This is a genomic window from Pseudorhizobium xiangyangii (assembly GCF_020531965.1).
GTDB lineage: Bacteria > Pseudomonadota > Alphaproteobacteria > Rhizobiales > Rhizobiaceae > Neorhizobium > Neorhizobium xiangyangii.
The window spans coordinates 29,337-44,336 of the sequence record NZ_JAJAWH010000006.1 but is presented as its reverse complement, the minus strand read 5'-3'; the positions used below and the strand labels follow the sequence as shown (position 1 = coordinate 44,336).

At 58.1% G+C, this 15,000-nt stretch carries 16 protein-coding genes; 10 read left to right on the top strand and 6 right to left on the bottom strand.

Translation table 11 applies throughout. The features are described 5' to 3' along the window. Positions 1–14: 14 nt before the first annotated feature. The 4 genes from mnmE to hemE form a co-directional block, all read right to left on the bottom strand. On the bottom strand, positions 15–1,319 hold the full coding sequence (gene mnmE / locus LH464_RS06810) for a tRNA uridine-5-carboxymethylaminomethyl(34) synthesis GTPase MnmE (protein ID WP_226785623.1): 1,305 nt from the start codon (positions 1,317–1,319) through the stop codon (positions 15–17). A gap of 82 nt (positions 1,320–1,401) precedes the next feature. Further along, the gene (gene rho / locus LH464_RS06805) at positions 1,402–2,667 is read right to left on the bottom strand and encodes a transcription termination factor Rho (RefSeq protein ID WP_226785622.1); all 1,266 of its coding nucleotides are present in this window, start codon (positions 2,665–2,667) and stop codon (positions 1,402–1,404) included. A 183-nt stretch (positions 2,668–2,850) separates the two neighbouring features. Continuing rightward, entirely contained in the window at positions 2,851–3,396 is a 546-nt protein-coding gene (gene hemJ, locus LH464_RS06800; protein ID WP_226785621.1) for a protoporphyrinogen oxidase HemJ, read from the bottom strand. Beyond that, positions 3,393–4,427, bottom strand: coding sequence for a uroporphyrinogen decarboxylase (hemE, locus tag LH464_RS06795; RefSeq protein ID WP_226785620.1), 1,035 nt, complete (start codon positions 4,425–4,427; stop codon positions 3,393–3,395). The genes hemJ and hemE overlap by 4 nt, the downstream gene beginning before the upstream one ends. Before the next feature lie 399 nt (positions 4,428–4,826). Here hemE and LH464_RS06790 point away from each other — a divergent pair, with 399 nt between their 5' ends. From LH464_RS06790 to dnaQ, 5 genes are read left to right on the top strand one after another with little or no spacing between them, the layout of a single operon-like run. After that, on the top strand, positions 4,827–5,648 hold the full coding sequence (locus tag LH464_RS06790) for a pyruvate, water dikinase regulatory protein (protein WP_226785619.1): 822 nt from the start codon (positions 4,827–4,829) through the stop codon (positions 5,646–5,648). Positions 5,649–5,681: 33 nt separating this feature from the next. Further along, positions 5,682–6,281, top strand: a complete 600-nt coding sequence (locus LH464_RS06785; protein ID WP_226785618.1) for a Maf-like protein — start codon at positions 5,682–5,684, stop codon at positions 6,279–6,281. Further along, entirely contained in the window at positions 6,274–7,131 is an 858-nt protein-coding gene (locus tag LH464_RS06780; protein ID WP_226785617.1) for a shikimate dehydrogenase, read from the top strand. Before LH464_RS06785 ends, LH464_RS06780 begins: the two co-directional genes overlap by 8 nt. Continuing rightward, the gene (gene coaE / locus LH464_RS06775) at positions 7,128–7,736 is read left to right on the top strand and encodes a dephospho-CoA kinase (RefSeq protein WP_226785616.1); all 609 of its coding nucleotides are present in this window, start codon (positions 7,128–7,130) and stop codon (positions 7,734–7,736) included. Before LH464_RS06780 ends, coaE begins: the two co-directional genes overlap by 4 nt. Next, entirely contained in the window at positions 7,729–8,457 is a 729-nt protein-coding gene (dnaQ, locus tag LH464_RS06770; RefSeq protein WP_226785615.1) for a DNA polymerase III subunit epsilon, read from the top strand. The genes coaE and dnaQ overlap by 8 nt, the downstream gene beginning before the upstream one ends. Positions 8,458–8,477: 20 nt before the next feature. Here the strand turns inward: dnaQ and secB are convergent, their stop codons facing one another. Together secB and LH464_RS06760 are read right to left on the bottom strand one after the other, a co-directional pair. Further along, positions 8,478–8,957 carry a protein-export chaperone SecB gene (gene secB, locus LH464_RS06765; protein ID WP_226785614.1) on the bottom strand — a complete coding sequence of 160 codons (480 nt, stop codon included), beginning with the start codon at positions 8,955–8,957 and terminating at the stop codon, positions 8,478–8,480. 78 nt (positions 8,958–9,035) lie between these two features. Next, positions 9,036–9,545 (bottom strand): FxsA family protein, encoded by a 510-nt coding sequence (locus LH464_RS06760; RefSeq protein WP_226785613.1) that lies wholly within the window; start codon positions 9,543–9,545, stop codon positions 9,036–9,038. Between the two features lie 110 nt (positions 9,546–9,655). Between LH464_RS06760 and LH464_RS06755 the strand changes: the two genes are divergently transcribed. The 5 genes from LH464_RS06755 (at position 9,656) to gyrB (ending at position 14,971) form a co-directional block, all read left to right on the top strand. After that, complete coding sequence (locus LH464_RS06755) at positions 9,656–10,351, top strand: Tim44/TimA family putative adaptor protein (RefSeq protein WP_226785612.1); 696 nt, start codon at positions 9,656–9,658, stop codon at positions 10,349–10,351. Then, positions 10,348–11,469: a murein transglycosylase A gene (mltA, locus tag LH464_RS06750; protein WP_226785611.1), complete on the top strand. Its 1,122-nt coding sequence runs from the start codon at positions 10,348–10,350 to the stop codon at positions 11,467–11,469. The genes LH464_RS06755 and mltA overlap by 4 nt, the downstream gene beginning before the upstream one ends. Continuing rightward, positions 11,466–12,029 carry a Smr/MutS family protein gene (locus tag LH464_RS06745; RefSeq protein WP_226785610.1) on the top strand — a complete coding sequence of 188 codons (564 nt, stop codon included), beginning with the start codon at positions 11,466–11,468 and terminating at the stop codon, positions 12,027–12,029. Before mltA ends, LH464_RS06745 begins: the two co-directional genes overlap by 4 nt. Next, the gene (locus LH464_RS06740) at positions 12,026–12,391 is read left to right on the top strand and encodes a helix-turn-helix domain-containing protein (RefSeq protein ID WP_226785609.1); all 366 of its coding nucleotides are present in this window, start codon (positions 12,026–12,028) and stop codon (positions 12,389–12,391) included. The genes LH464_RS06745 and LH464_RS06740 overlap by 4 nt, the downstream gene beginning before the upstream one ends. Before the next feature lie 144 nt (positions 12,392–12,535). Next, positions 12,536–14,971 carry a DNA topoisomerase (ATP-hydrolyzing) subunit B gene (gene gyrB, locus LH464_RS06735; RefSeq protein WP_226785608.1) on the top strand — a complete coding sequence of 812 codons (2,436 nt, stop codon included), beginning with the start codon at positions 12,536–12,538 and terminating at the stop codon, positions 14,969–14,971. Positions 14,972–15,000 lie beyond the last annotated feature (29 nt).

Here is a 15,000-nt window from a genome sequence, read left to right as displayed (position 1 = left end):
CGTGAATCACGTGATTATTTGCCGATGCAAAACTGCGAAAAGATGACGTCCAGCAGTTGTTCGACGTCTACTTGTCCGGTTATGCGGCCAAGAGAGCTTGCCGCGGCCCGCAGATGCTCCGCGCGCAGTTCTAGCTCACTTGCCTTTAGCGCCGAATGCACAGAAAGGGAAGTCTCTCGCAGCAAAAGGAGCTGACGCTCGCGAGTGGGCGCCACCGCGCCCGACCAAACCCGTTGGATCCGAGCAATGATGGCCTCACGCAATACGCTTGTGCCTTCGCCCGTAACAGTCGACAGGCAGATATCATACCGAGACGAGGCGCCATGAATATCAAGCTTTGTGCCGATGTGTAGGACATCCCCGGCTTCCACCCCACAACGTTCCGCTACCGAATCGATTTCAGCTAGCAGAAGAACAAGATCCGCCTGGCCGATCAACTGCTCAGCACGACGCACACCTTCCCGCTCTACAATATCGCTGGTCTCCCGCAGGCCGGCAGTATCAAAAACCCTTACCAGGTAACCATCCATGTCCAGATCGACATGGAGAACATCCCGCGTGGTGCCTTCGATATCAGTCACGATAGCGATGTCACGTTGCGCAAGGAAATTGATAAGGCTGGATTTGCCTGCGTTCGGCGGCCCCACGATCGCGACCTTGTAACCTCCGCGGATGATCTCCCCGGCCTTGGCTGCGGAAAGGTGGTCCTCTATCTCCTTCTGTACCGAGGATATCTCCTCAGTCACCTGCTCGCCGACGGCGCCGGGAACGTCATCCTCGTCCGCAAAATCGAGTTCAGCCTCGATCATCGCACGCGCGAAAGTGAGGCGTTTTGCCCAACCCTCATAGAGCTTCGATTGGCCACCAAATCCCTGTTCCACAGCGAGACGCCGCTGCATCTCGGTCTCTGCTGCAATCAGCTCGGCCAAACCCTCGGCTTCGACCAGGTCCAGGCGCCCATTCTCAAAAGCCCGACGGGAAAACTCACCCGCCTCTGCAAGCCGGCAGCCGTCGATCGCCGCCAGTTCGGCAAGGACTGCGTTGACCACCGCCCGGCTGCCATGCAGCTGCAGCTCTACGCAGTCCTCGCCAGTAAAGGAGTGGGGTGCAACAAAGGATATCACCAGCGCTTGATCGATCAGGTGAGTTTGGCTGTCTCTGACAGAGCGTAGCCCAGCGTGACGCGCCGTACCGGGAGGTTTGCCTGTCAACCGGATCAATGCCTCGAATGCGAGGGGACCACTGATCCGCACTACGGCAACGCCGGCAGGCAAGGCGCCGCTGGAAAGAGCAAATATCGTATCCGTCGGTTTAGTCATTCTGCTCACCGTATAGGACCAGAAAGGCAAAAGCGCCCGGTAATCCTACCGGGCGCTTTCTGTTAATGAATCCGGCTAATGATTATGTATTCATCGAGTCGAAGAAATCGCCATTGCTCTTTGTCTGCTTCAGCTTGTCGATAAGGAACTCGATAGCGTCCGTCGTTCCCATCGGCGAGAGAATCCGGCGAAGGACAAAGATTTTCTGAAGGTCCTGACGCGGGACGAGAAGGTCTTCCTTACGGGTACCCGACTTGAGGATATCCATCGACGGGAAGATACGCTTGTCCGCAACCTTGCGATCAAGCACGATTTCGGAGTTACCCGTGCCCTTGAATTCTTCGAAGATCACTTCGTCCATGCGGCTGCCGGTGTCGATCAGCGCAGTGGCGATGATCGTCAGCGAGCCACCTTCTTCGATGTTACGCGCAGCGCCGAAGAAACGCTTGGGGCGTTGCAGGGCGTTGGCGTCCACACCACCGGTCAAAACCTTGCCCGAAGAAGGAACAACGGTGTTGTAGGCGCGGCCGAGACGGGTAATCGAGTCGAGCAGGATCACGACGTCACGCCCATGCTCGACAAGACGCTTGGCCTTCTCGATCACCATTTCAGCAACCTGTACGTGGCGCACGGCCGGCTCGTCGAAGGTCGAGGAAACCACTTCGCCCTTCACCGAACGCTGCATGTCGGTCACTTCTTCCGGACGCTCGTCGATTAGGAGAACGATCAGATAGCATTCAGGGTGATTGGCGGTGATCGAATGGGCGATATTCTGCAGCAGTACGGTTTTACCGGTACGAGGCGGTGCCACGATCAGGCCGCGCTGGCCCTTACCAAGCGGCGCCACCAGGTCGATAACCCGCGCCGAGAGATCCTTGGACGTAGGAACGTCCAGTTCCATCTTGAACCGCTCATTCGGATAGAGCGGTGTCAGGTTGTCGAAGTGAACCTTGTGACGAATCTTCTCCGGATCATCGAAGTTGATCGTATTCACCTTCAGGAGCGCGAAATAGCGTTCGCCTTCCTTTGGCCCGCGGATCGGTCCTTCGACCGTATCGCCGGTTTTCAACGAGAAGCGACGGATCTGCGATGGCGAGATGTAGATATCATCCGGACCGGGAAGATAGTTCGCATTGGCGGAGCGCAGGAAACCGAAGCCATCCTGCAGAACCTCCACCACGCCTTCGCCAATGATTTCCACATCCTGGCTGGCCAGAACCTTCAGGATCGCGAACATCAGCTCCTGCTTGCGCATCGTGCTGGCGTTTTCGACCTCGAGGGACTCGGCGAAGGTCAGCAAATCGGTAGGCGATTTGCTCTTAAGTTCTTGAAGCTTCATTTCAGCCATGAAGGGAACCACGTTAAATGCAGAGAAGGGAAAAGGGCGTGCTGGTCAAATTCTCGCCGCGGAGATGTCCGGGGAGGAAGAGGGATTACAAGCATGCCACGAGATGAGGTGTGATGAAAATAGCGACTCATGCTGCCAGCCGCAAGGGAAAACATTCAAATTCCTGCGTAAAGCGGAGTGACGTCAAAACGGCTTTACAATCACGAGGATAACGATCGCGATCATCAGCAGGGTGGGCGCTTCGTTCATTATCCGCCAGTAGCGCGGCGACTTCCTTGGCCCATCGGCCGAAAATGTGCGTACCGCACGGCTGAAAAGGACATGCACGCCGGTCAAGAGAACGACAAGAGCAATTTTCGCGTGCAACCAGCCACCCTGGAAACCGTAGACGTCCCACGCGAGGTAGAGACCCAGGACCCAGGAGATCATCATCGCCGGGTTCATGATGACCTTGAGCAGCCGCTGCTCCATCATCTTGAACGTCTCGGATTGAGCTGAACCGGGTTCAGCGTCACTGTGATAGATGAAAAGCCGTGGCAGGTAAAAGAGCGCGGCCATCCAGGAAATCACCGCGACCACGTGGAGTGCCTTGATCCACAGATGGAAGCTGTCCGGCTGCCAGACGTACAGAACCAGGATGATCGCGACGAACACAGCGAGCGCTGTTATCGCCCGCTTGTTGGCGCGCCTTCCTGCACTCTCGGAAACCTGCTTCTCATCGGAGTTCATCCCGTTTCACCACGCACGCGCCGCACGAGATCGGTAACGTGAGACGGATCCGCTTCCGGCGTAATGCCATGACCGAGATTGAATATCAGCGGTCCGTTGCCCAATGCCTGCAGGATAGCGTCTATACCTTCCTCCAGTGCCCGGCCACCCGCGACGACACGCATAGGATCCAGATTTCCTTGTACCGGACCTTCCTTCTGGAGCTCCACAGCAAACGAAAGCGGGACCGACCAGTCGAGTCCGATCGCGTCTGCGCCGGTTCCCTGGCGGTAAGTCCGAAGGTTCATGCCGGCTCCCTTGGCGAAAGCGATGATCTTCGCACCGGGCCGCGCCGTGCGCACGGTGCGGATCATTCGCGCAACTGGCTTGACGGCATAGGCATTGAACTCTGCTTCACCCAGCACACCGGCCCAGGAATCGAAGATCTGCACCGCATCGGCACCAGCGTCGATCTGAGCAATCAGATATTCGGCTGAAATGTCAGCCAGGAAATCCAGTAGCTTTTCGAACGCCGCAGGGTTGCGGTAGGCGAACAGTCGCGCTGGCGCCTGGTCGGACGTCCCATGCCCGGCAATCATGTAGGTCGCCACCGTCCAAGGCGCACCGCAAAATCCGAGCAGCGTCGTTTCCTCCGGCAATTCCTGGCGAAGACGGCGAACAGTCTCGATGACGGGCAAAAGGTGACCGGCGACACGGTCACCTTTCAAGCGTTCTATATCCGACACGGTGATCGGATCCATCTGTGGGCCCTCTCCCTGCACAAAGCGTACGTTCCGCTGCAGGGCATCGGGGATCACGAGAATATCCGAAAACAGGATTGCGGCGTCGAAGCCGTAACGTCGGATCGGCTGCAATGTCACCTCGACCGCCTGGTCGGGCGAGTAACAGAGATCAAGAAAGCTTCCCGCCTTGGCTCGTGTCTCGCGATATTCGGGAAGGTATCGTCCAGCCTGTCTCATAAGCCAGATCGGCGGAGGAGCGATCGTTTTGCCTTCGAGCACTGAAATTATCTTCCGGAATGGGCCGGTCAAGGTTTCCTCCTAAATAAAGAAATGATTTTAAAAGAGTTTCTATTTCTTAGAGTCGGTGAATATCAAGGATTAAACGCTCTCCACAGAAAGCGCGACGATCCGTCACCTATGAGCCTGCTTGAGGAAAAAAATCTATCTGAAAGGCGTGGTACCTGGGAAGAGTTGGATTTGTCACGATAAGTCAGTGGTTTAGGCGCTCCATAAAGGTAGGCTGTGTGTGGATAACGTGTGGATGAGTGAGGATAGGCGGGCGCCTTTCAAGTTTGTCCACAACCCCGCTGACGGGCTCTCCGAAGCCGATCTAAATGTGGAAAAGTCGGAGGTTATCCCGGCCCCTAAGGCAGCTCCGGTCAATCCGACCCGGTTCTCCCTAGTTATCAACAAAGGGTAAAGAACAACGTGGAGAACCGTAAAAACTTCTTTCATCTGCACCTGATTTCTGACTCAACCGGCGAAACGCTCATCTCCGCCGGCAGGGCGGTCTCGGCTCAATTCCAGGGCTCATCGCCCGTCGAGCATATCTATCCCCTGATCCGGAACAGAAAGCAGTTGCTCGCGGTCCTTGAGGCGATCGATCGAGAGCCCGGGATCGTGCTCTATACGGTCGTCGATCAGGACCTCGCCCAGGTTCTCGATATCCGCTGCCGTGAACTCGGTATTCCTTGCGTAAACGTCCTCGAGCCGGTGATGCTAACGTTCCAGGCCTATCTTGGTTCCCCGTCGAGGCGGCGGGTCGGTGCTCAGCATGCACTGGATGCGGACTATTTCGCCCGTATGGAGGCGCTCAACTTCAGCATGGATCACGATGACGGTCAGTTTCCGGAAGACTATGATCAGGCAGATGTCGTTCTGGTGGGGATCAGCCGGACGTCAAAGACGCCGACCAGCATCTATCTCGCTAACCGGGGTATCAAGACTGCCAACCTCCCTATCGTCGTCGGCGTTGAACTGCCCGACAGCCTCTTGCGTGCAACGCGCCCGCTCATCGTTGGCCTCCTCGCAACGACGGATCGCATTTCACAGGTGAGGGAACATCGCGAACTTGGCGTGACATATGGGTTCGATCGACGTGATTACACCGATCGTGCGAGCATCCAGGAAGAACTGAAGTATGCCCGCAGCCTTTGCGCCCGACACGGATGGCCGATCATCGATGTCACGCGTCGGTCGATCGAAGAGACGGCCGCCGCTATCGTTGCGCTGCGCCCTCGGCTGCGATAAGCGGGATAATCCCTTCCGCAGGAACACATGGCCTTGACGACATCCCTTATTCTCGCTTCGTCCAGCCCTTTCCGCCGCATGCTTTTGCAGAATGCGGGCCTACCATTCGAAGCACGCGCCGCAGAGATCGACGAGCGCTCGATCGAGGCCGGTCTTGAAGCAAGTCATGCCCGCCCGGAACAGGTCGCTGTAGAACTCGCACGGGAGAAGGCACTCGATGTCGCCCGGCATTTTCCAGGCGCACTGGTCATAGGGTCGGACCAGACCATGTCGCTGGGAGCGCGCGTCTATCACAAGCCCAGGGACATCGAAGAGGCGAGGTGCCATATTGCCTCCCTGTCGGGAAAGACCCATCGTCTTAACAGCGGGGTAGTTCTCGTGCGGGATGGCACGGTCGTGTGGGAACATGTCTCGCATGCCGACATGACAGTTCGCCAACTCAGCGATGCCTTCATTGATCACTATGTCGCACGTTGCGGCGACAAGCTGCTTGCGAGCGTCGGCGCTTACCAGCTGGAAGGCGAGGGCATTCAACTCTTCTCGGAAATCAGAGGAGATTATTTCACCATTCTGGGACTGCCCATGCTGCCTCTCCTGGAGAAACTGCGGGAATTGGGTGCAATCGATGGCTGATTCACGTGAAACAATGGTTAAGGCTTTCGTAACCGGCTGGCCGGTGAAGCATTCACGCTCGCCCCTTATCCACGGCTACTGGCTGAAGCAGTTCGGCATTGAGGGTGAGTACAGGGCCGAAGCTCTGACCGCCGACGATTTTACAAGCTTTATTGTGGCGCTGAAATCCGGTCGGTCGCCCTATGTCGGTGGCAACGTCACAATCCCGCACAAGGAAACGGCCTTCGCTCTTGCCGATCAGCGCGATTCTCTGGCTGAGGAATTGGGCGCGGCAAATACCCTCTGGCTGGAAAATGGGCGCCTGTGCGCGACAAACACAGATGTCTATGGCTTTGCGGCCAATCTGGATGAACGTCATGCCGGCTGGGACAAGGCGGAACGAGCAGTAATCCTTGGAGCCGGCGGCGCCAGCCGGGCCGTGATCCGCGCGCTACGCGACCGCGGCGTTGGCGAAATCAATGTGGTCAACCGCACGGTGGCACGAGCGCGGGAACTTGCCGACCGGTTTGGCGAAACTGTTCATGCTCACCCGATGGAGGCATTGCCGGAAGTGCTCGAGGGCGCCGGCCTTTTCGTCAACACGACCTCGCTCGGAATGGATGGTGAGGCCGCACCAGAGATCGACTTCACGTTGCTGGGGCCTAAAGCCCTGGTTACGGACATCGTCTATGTTCCACTCAAGACGCCATTCCTCCGGCAGGCCGATGCGCATGGCGTTGCGACAGTCGATGGTCTAGGCATGCTGCTGCACCAGGCTGTACCGGGTTTCGAGAAATGGTTCGGTACTCGTCCCAAAGTCGATGACGACCTTCGTTCCTTGGTGATTGCGGATATGGATCGTCACGCATGATTGTTATTGGATTGACCGGCTCGATCGGCATGGGGAAATCGACGACGGCAAAAATGTTCGCCGATGCTGGGATCCCGGTGAACGACGCTGATGCGGTGGTGCACGATCTCTACAGGTCTGAAGCGGTTGGGCCCATCGGCAAGGCTTTTCCTGCCACGGTAAACGCGGAAGGCGTGAACCGCGAGGAATTAGCCCGGCAGTTGGCTGAGAATCCGGCTAAGTTTAAGGAGCTTGAGGCCATAGTCCATCCGCTCGTGCGGCAAAGGGAGCTTCAATTCCTTCATGCCAATCGGGCAGCCGAAAGCGACATGGTTCTGCTCGACATTCCACTATTGTTCGAGGTCGGCGCGGAAAATCGTGTCGACATCGTGGTCGTTGTCACCTGCGATCCACAGATACAGCGCGCCCGGGTGCTTGCGCGTCCCGGCATGACTGTGGAAAAATTCGACATGATTCTCGCTCGGCAGATTTCCGACGCCGAGAAACGCAAGAAGGCCGATTTCCTGATCGATACCGGGCACGGCGTGGATGCGGCGCGGCAGCGCGTGCACGAAATTATTGCCGCATTGCGCGCGGGCATTACAAGCGAGACAAAAGATGCGTGAGATTATCTTCGATACGGAAACGACGGGCCTGGAGTCGAAGGTCGACCGCATCATCGAAATCGGCGGCATCGAACTCTTCAACAATTTCCCGACCGGCCGAACGCTGCATATCTACATCAATCCGGGAGACCGGAAGGTTCATCCCGATGCGCTTGCCGTTCACGGCATTACCGATGAGTTTCTGAAGGACAAGAAGCGCTTCGCAGACGTTGCGAACGAGATCATAGAGTTTTTCGACGGCGCGAAGTGGATCGCCCATAACGCGACGTTCGATATGGGTTTCATCAATGCCGAATTCGAACGTATCGGATTGCCGCCGGTGCCGACAGAACACGTCGTGGACACTCTGTCGATGGCCCGCCGGAAGCACCCCATGGGCCCAAACTCGCTCGATGCACTCTGCCGTCGTTACGGTATCGACAATACTCACCGCACCAAGCACGGTGCGCTTCTCGACTCCGAACTGCTAGCCGAAGTCTATATTGAGATGACTGGCGGCCGGCAGGCGGCACTTGGTCTTGTCGGCGTCGAATCCTCGACAACCGTCGTCGAAATGGACGATCACGTTGCCGGTATCTCCCGCCGGCAACGGCCTCTGGCTCCGCGGTTCACGGAAACCGAACAAGAGGCCCATCAGCAGATGCTTGCTGGCCTGGGCGATAAGGCGATGTGGAATCGCTACGAAACAAAAAGCCCGGACGCAAAGGCCCGGGCTTCGTAAAATACCAAATCTGGAAGCAATCAGCTGTTGAGCGGCTGAACCTGCGCCTTGGCCTTTTCCTGCGCCATGCGCTGGGTGAACATCTGCGCAAAGTCGATCGGGTCGATCATCAACGGCGGGAAGCCACCATTGCGGGTGACGTCTGCAACGATCTGGCGGGCGAACGGGAAAAGAAGGCGCGGGCACTCGATGAAGAGAACCGGCAGCATGTGTTCCTGCGGGAAGCCAGTGACGCGGAAGACGCCGCCATAGACGAGTTCCGCTGCGAACACGACCTTGTCGCCATCCTTGGCATCGACGTTGAGCGTTAGCACGACGTCGAAATCCGTTTCGGAAAGCGGATTGGCGTTGACGTTCACATTGATGTTGATCGCCGGAGCCTTGTCGCGGGACTGCAGCGAACGAGGAGCGCCCGGATTTTCGAAGGACAGGTCCTTCGTGTACTGGGCAAGAATGTTGAGCGAAGGGCTCTGTGCGCCCGATTCGTTTTCGTTGGCCATGCGATGTCCTCGAGACTTTGTAAGGTTGAGGCCGTCTAACATTTCGCCGGAAACCTTACAAGCCTGAGGCTCTTCGGCCTACTCGTCGCGGATCCTGCGGTCCGACCATGGAGAGGACGGATTGGGATCACGCCGGAAATCCTCGTCATCCAGATCGACCACTGGCCCGTCCGGCCCGGGGGTTGTGCTCCGTCCGCTGGTGGGACCTCGGCTGTGGGGCGCGGATCGGACCACCACGACGCGGCGCCCGATCGCCGACCACAAGGTGCGCCTGACGAAAGGGATGAGCAGCGCCAGCCCGATCAGGTCCGTGACGAAGCCAGGAACGATGAAAAGCACGGCGGCTACGACAATCATCGCTCCCTGGACGATCGTGTCCCCCGGTACTCTACCCTCGCGACCTTCCTCCGAGAGACGCCGTAGCATCTGAAGTCCCTGTATCCGCAGGAGCATTATTCCCACTACGCCGCTCAGCAGCACCAGGCCGAGAGTTCCCCAAACCCCAACCATCTGTCCCACCACCACAAAACCGGCAATTTCGGCAAGTGGCAGGAGAAGGAATAGGATAGCTATCCAGGGAGTACGCATGTTGTTCCTGACTTGTCGCAAATCGATCTCGCGTTCGCTATTTGAATGATCCTGCTTTGCGGACTATATGAGAACTCGTAGCAACAATTTAAACGGCATTGCGGGTTAATATGGGCTCCAACGACTTCATAACTCTATTTTTCCTCGTCGCGGCAGTCCTGATCTTTCTGCAGTTGCGTAGCGTGCTCGGCCGGCGGACTGGCAGCGAGAAGCCGCCCTTCGATCCCTATAGCGCTCGCGAAGCAACGAAGGCACCCGCCAGCGATGACAGCAAGGTTGTGACGCTGCCACGCCGCGATGTCTCCGAGGAAGACCGGTTCGCCGAGATCGATGCCGTCGCAAAGCCGGGTACGCCTTTGAATGACGGCTTGCGCGATCTGCTCAAGGCTGATTCATCCTTCAATCCGCGCGAGTTCCTCAATGGCGCCCGCATGGCTTACGAGATGATCGTGATGGCCTTCGCTGATGGCGATCGTAAAACCCTGAAGGGCCTCCTGTCCAAGGAAGTCTATGATGGGTTCGATGCTGCGATTTCCGATCGCGAAGCGAAGGGCGATGTGGTCAAGTCGACGTTCGTCGGCATCGACAAGGCCGATCTCACCCATGCGAGCGTTAAGGATGATGAGGAGCAGATTACGGTGCGCATTGTCAGCCAGCTCATCTCGGCAACTTACGACAAGGATGGCGGAGTCGTTGAAGGTGACCAGGAATCCGTTGCGGAAGTGACCGATATCTGGACCTTCGCACGCGATGTTCGGTCTCGCGATCCGAACTGGAAGCTCGTCGCCACTGAATCCGAGCAATGACCAACGGCTCGTCGGGCTTTTCCCTCCGGCGGGTCGATTTCCAGCATCTGCCGGGCTGGAAAGCCGACAATCCCGCTGGCCTGTTCGAGGGCATGCGGAATTGTCTCGACCATATCCGCTCCGTCAAAGCGTACAGGGCGGGCTCTCTTGGACTGACATGCGCCGACATTCTCCCGACCTATGAAGCGGTACGGGAGGAGGATGCCTCTGATCCCGCTGCCGCCCGGACGTTTTTCGAAAACAACTTTCAGCCATTTTTGATCTGTTGTGATGGCGGCGGATCCGGTTTCGTCACGGGGTTCTATGAACCGGAAGTCGATGTTTCGGATACCCCCTCGGATGAATGGGCCTTTCCGTTCTATCGCCGGCCGGGTGACCTTATCGATCTCGATGACGTGAACCGTCCCCAGAGCCTCGATCCGTCCTACATGTTCGGGCGGCTGGAGCATGGCATCGTTTCGGCATACCCGGACCGAAAGGCGATCGACTGCGACCACCTGAAAGGCTGCGGGCTGGAAATAGCCTGGGCAAGGTCCAGGCAGGATGTCTTCTTCACGCACGTGCAGGGCGCGGCGCGGCTCCGCTTTCGGGACGGACAGATGAAGCGCATCACCTACGCCGCCAAGGCGGGCCATCCATTCTCGGCGATCGGCAAGCTTCTTATCGAGCGTGGTGAAATCGATGCCGCTACGGTGTCGATGCAGACCATCCGAGCGTGGCTCACGGCCAATCCGGAAAAGGTCGATGAAGTCTTCTGGCACAATCGCTCATACATCTTCTTCAAGGAAGCCGAGGCCGGTGACGAACGTCTGGGTCCCATAGCCGCGGCGAAGATACCGCTTCCACCGGGCCGGGCATTGGCCGTGGATCGCCTCATCCATACCTTCGGATTCCCCTTCTTTGTCCATGCACCGACGCTCACCCATCTTGACCAGGGCAAGCCGTTTGCGCGTACGATGCTGGCGCTCGATACGGGCAGTGCAATTGTTGGACCCGCCCGCGGAGATGTCTTTACCGGCTCCGGCGATGCAGCGGGCGAAATGGCGGGGACCGTGCGAAACGACGCTGATTTCTATATCCTCGTTCCCAAAGCTGCGGCGGCAAGGCTTGTAGGATGACAAGCAGTCGAAAGCTAAGCCCGGAAGAACGGATCCTCTGGGGGAAGGTCGCGAAATCGACGCGTGCCATGCCCGGTCGCCAGGACGATGCGCGCGAATACGAAGAAGAGATCGCAGCCATGCTCGCGGCTGAAGAGGCCGCGCTTGCCCGGCCTGCACCGCCACAGAATCCCGTGGTCCGGGACGAGAGCGCGGCAAGACCGAAGCGACCTGCCGGGAACCATCATCCGCTCGAAAAGCCCGTGCATCGCAAGCTTGCCAAGGGACGTCTTCCCATCGAGGCCAGGATCGATCTCCATGGCCTCTTTCAGGATGAGGCGCACGATCTTCTGCTCGACTTTCTTTTCCGGGCTCACGATCGCGGATTGCGACATGTCCTGGTGATCACGGGCAAGGGAAGCTCGATGGGTAGCGAAGGTGCTTTGCGACGCGCGGTGCCACTCTGGCTTTCGAAGCCGGACTTCCGTTTCCTGGTGTCATCCTACGAATGGGCAGCACGTCACCATGGCGGCGAGGGCGCCCTTTACGTGCGTCTCAGTCGCTCGAGGCGGCAGTTGTGACGCCGTTTGCCCATGCACTTCGCGACTTGCGGAAACGCAAGGGAGTAACTCAGCGGGATCTGGCTCGAGCGATAGGCGTATCGCCCGCTTATCTTTCAGCGCTCGAACACGGCAAGAAGGGCAAGCCGAGCTTCGACCTGCTCCAGCGGATCGCAGGCTATTTCAACATCATCTGGGACGAGGCGGACGAATTGTTCATGACAGCGGAAGCCTCGCATCCGCGTGTCGTGGTTGATACGAGCGGTCTTCCCCCGCAATTCACGGCGCTTGCGAACCGGCTCGCCCGCGAGATTCGCACTTTGTCACCGGATATGGTAGAGGCGCTGGAGAAACTTCTGGACGAGCCTCGTTCGAAGAACTGAATCGTGCGGAATCCCCTGATTTAACGCCTCGATGAGGGGGCTTGTTCTTTAGAAACCGTCCCAAACTCCCTATATTCCCCAGTGGATACGCAGGTGATTCGCTACTGAAATCTCCTGCCGACGGACAATTTGGAAAGATCGTTGATGACCGACACACCCGTGAACGAAAACGGCGCGAGTGAAGAATATGGTGCAGACTCCATCAAGGTCCTGAAGGGACTGGATGCGGTGCGCAAGCGGCCGGGCATGTATATCGGTGATACCGATGACGGCTCGGGTCTCCATCACATGGTCTACGAGGTCGTCGATAACGCGATTGATGAAGCGCTTGCAGGTCATGCCGACCTGGTCACCGTCACGCTGAATGCCGACGGATCGATCACGGTAACGGACAACGGCCGCGGCATTCCGACCGATATTCACACCGGCGAGGGAGTATCTGCGGCAGAGGTCATCATGACGCAGCTGCATGCCGGCGGTAAGTTCGACCAGAACTCCTACAAGGTGTCCGGCGGTCTGCACGGCGTTGGCGTCTCGGTTGTGAACGCGCTCTCCGTATGGCTGAAGCTTCGCATCCGTCGCAACGGCAAGATCCACCAGATTTCCTTCACCCACGGCGTCGCGGATGCACCGCTGGAGGTCGTCGGTGAATATGAAGGGCGTTCGGGCACCGAGGTCACCTTCCTCGCCAGCTCCGAAACCTTCACCATGACCGAGTACGATTATCATACGCTCGAGCATCGCCTGCGCGAACTCGCTTTCCTGAATTCCGGTGTTCGAATCCGGCTAACAGACAAGCGCAAGCCGGATGTTCGCGAAGAGGAAATGCTCTACGACGGCGGTCTTGAAGCCTTCGTCCGCTATCTCGATCGTGCCAAGAAGCCGCTCGTTGACAAGCCGGTCGCGATCAGGGGCGAAAAGGACGGCATCACCGTCGAGGTGGCGATGTGGTGGAACGATAGCTACCACGAGAATGTCCTCTGCTTCACCAACAACATCCCGCAGCGCGACGGCGGCACGCATATGGCTGGCTTCCGCGGCGCGCTGACGCGTCAGGTCACCTCCTATGCAGAAACCTCGGGTATCACCAAGAGGGAAAAGGTGACGCTGCAGGGCGAGGACTGCCGTGAAGGTCTGACGGCGGTGCTTTCGGTCAAGGTTCCGGATCCGAAGTTCTCGTCGCAGACGAAAGACAAGCTCGTATCCTCCGAAGTACGGCCGGTTGTCGAAAGCCTCGTCAACGAGGCGCTCAGCACCTGGTTCGAAGAACATCCCGCCGATGCGAAGATCCTGGTCGGCAAGGTCGTGGAAGCGGCCGTTGCACGCGAGGCCGCACGCAAGGCGCGTGAACTTACCCGCCGCAAGGGCGCTCTTGATATCGCTTCGCTGCCCGGCAAGCTCGCCGACTGCTCCGAGCGCGATCCGACAAAGTCCGAACTCTTCCTCGTCGAGGGCGATTCCGCCGGGGGCTCCGCAAAGCAGGGACGTTCGCGTGAAAACCAGGCGATCCTGCCGCTGCGTGGTAAGATTCTCAACGTCGAGCGCGCGCGCTTCGACAAGATGCTGTCCAGCCAGGAAATCGGCACGCTGATTACCGCGCTCGGCACGTCGATCGGCAAAGACGAGTTCAACATCGAGAAGCTGCGCTACCACAAGATCATCATCATGACGGATGCTGATGTCGATGGCGCCCACATCCGTACCTTGCTGCTCACCTTCTTCTTCCGGCAGATGCCGGCTCTGATCGAGCGCGGCCACATTTATATCGCCCAGCCGCCGCTCTACAAAGTTACGCGCGGCAAGTCGGTGCAATACCTCAAGGACCAGAAGGCATTTGAAGACTACCTGATTAGCAGTGGCCTGGAGGATACCCGCCTGTCGCTTGGATCGGGCGAAGTTCGCACCGGTGCGGACCTGCGGGAGGTTATCCATGATGCGATGAGGCTACGCCATCTACTGGATGGCCTGCACTCACGCTACAGTCGCTCCGTGGTGGAACAGGCGGCGATCGCCGGCGCTCTCCACCCGGATCTGACCGACAATCCGGAACGGGCCCAGCAGACCGCGGACGAGGTGGCGCGCCGCCTTGACGTGATTGCGGAAGAAACTGAACGCGGCTGGTCTGGTCACGTCACGAGCGAGGGCGGTCTTCGCTTCGAGCGTATGGTGCGTGGGGTCAAGGAAATCGCGTTCCTCGATGTCGCCCTTATCGGTTCCGCCGATGCCCGCCATATCGACCAGATGACTGATCGTCTGCACGAAGCATACGGCACCCCGCCGATGCTCGGACGAAAGGACGTTGAGGAAGAGATTTCCGGGCCTCTGGCGCTCTTGGATGCGGTATTTGCGGTCGGCCGCAAGGGTATTTCCATGCAGCGCTACAAAGGACTGGGCGAGATGAATGCCGAGCAGCTCTGGGAAACTACGCTCGATCCGAATGTTCGTACGCTGCTGCAGGTAAAGGTCCCCGATGCAACAGATGCGGATGGATTGTTCTCGCGCCTGATGGGCGACGAAGTCGAGCCTCGCCGCGAATTCATTCAGGACAACGCCCTCAACGTAGCTAACCTGGATATCTAGATTGAAGCGTTTCACGTGAATCTTTCTGT

Bases quoted from the DNA above. Each gene is read 5' to 3' on its own strand.
- mnmE (WP_226785623.1), bottom strand. From the start codon at position 1,319: ATGACTAAACCGACGGATACGATATTTGCTCTTTCCAGCGGCGCCTTG.
- rho (WP_226785622.1), bottom strand. From the start codon at position 2,667: ATGGCTGAAATGAAGCTTCAAGAACTTAAGAGCAAATCGCCTACCGAT.
- hemJ (WP_226785621.1), bottom strand. From the start codon at position 3,396: ATGAACTCCGATGAGAAGCAGGTTTCCGAGAGTGCAGGAAGGCGCGCC.
- LH464_RS06780 (WP_226785617.1), top strand. From the start codon at position 6,274: ATGGCTGATTCACGTGAAACAATGGTTAAGGCTTTCGTAACCGGCTGG.
- coaE (WP_226785616.1), top strand. From the start codon at position 7,128: ATGATTGTTATTGGATTGACCGGCTCGATCGGCATGGGGAAATCGACG.
- dnaQ (WP_226785615.1), top strand. From the start codon at position 7,729: ATGCGTGAGATTATCTTCGATACGGAAACGACGGGCCTGGAGTCGAAG.
- secB (WP_226785614.1), bottom strand. From the start codon at position 8,957: ATGGCCAACGAAAACGAATCGGGCGCACAGAGCCCTTCGCTCAACATT.
- LH464_RS06760 (WP_226785613.1), bottom strand. From the start codon at position 9,545: ATGCGTACTCCCTGGATAGCTATCCTATTCCTTCTCCTGCCACTTGCC.
- LH464_RS06755 (WP_226785612.1), top strand. From the start codon at position 9,656: ATGGGCTCCAACGACTTCATAACTCTATTTTTCCTCGTCGCGGCAGTC.
- mltA (WP_226785611.1), top strand. From the start codon at position 10,348: ATGACCAACGGCTCGTCGGGCTTTTCCCTCCGGCGGGTCGATTTCCAG.
- LH464_RS06745 (WP_226785610.1), top strand. From the start codon at position 11,466: ATGACAAGCAGTCGAAAGCTAAGCCCGGAAGAACGGATCCTCTGGGGG.
- gyrB (WP_226785608.1), top strand. From the start codon at position 12,536: ATGACCGACACACCCGTGAACGAAAACGGCGCGAGTGAAGAATATGGT.